The organism is Myxococcus sp. AM009 (assembly GCF_013372605.1).
Lineage (GTDB): Bacteria > Myxococcota > Myxococcia > Myxococcales > Myxococcaceae > Myxococcus > Myxococcus vastator.
Map to the genome: position 1 here is coordinate 1 of NZ_JABXEP010000457.1, position 440 is coordinate 440.

The window sequence follows — 440 nt, forward strand, 5'->3', positions numbered from 1 at the left end:
ACTCTGATGCCCATCTCCTTCTAGGAAATGATGGTCTTCGTTTCCTACTCGATGATATGACCATTACTGCCAACGGAAAAACCTATGCTAGTGATGACGTTAAAAAAGCTATTATCGAAGGAACTAAAGCTTACTACGACGATCCAAACGGTACTGCGTTGACACAGGCAGAAGTGACAGAGCTTGTTCAATATGCTAAGGAAAAAGGTATTGGTCTAATCCCCGCTATCAATAGTCCTGGACATATGGATGCTATGCTCCATGCTATGAAAGAACTTGGCATTGAGAATCCTAACTTTGATTATTTTGGTAAAAAATCTGAACGAACTGTTGACTTAAATAATAAACAAGCAGTCGATTTTACTAAAACTCTGATTGACAAATACGCTAACTACTTCTCTAACAAATCTGAAATTTTCAATATTGGACTAGATGAATAT

1 protein-coding gene is annotated in these 440 nt (G+C 37.3%); it reads left to right on the forward strand.

Going from position 1 to position 440, the window contains the following annotated elements; all coding sequences use genetic code 11:
* On the forward strand, positions 1-440 hold a 440-nt coding region (locus HV824_RS36360; protein WP_176425332.1), incomplete at both ends, for a family 20 glycosylhydrolase.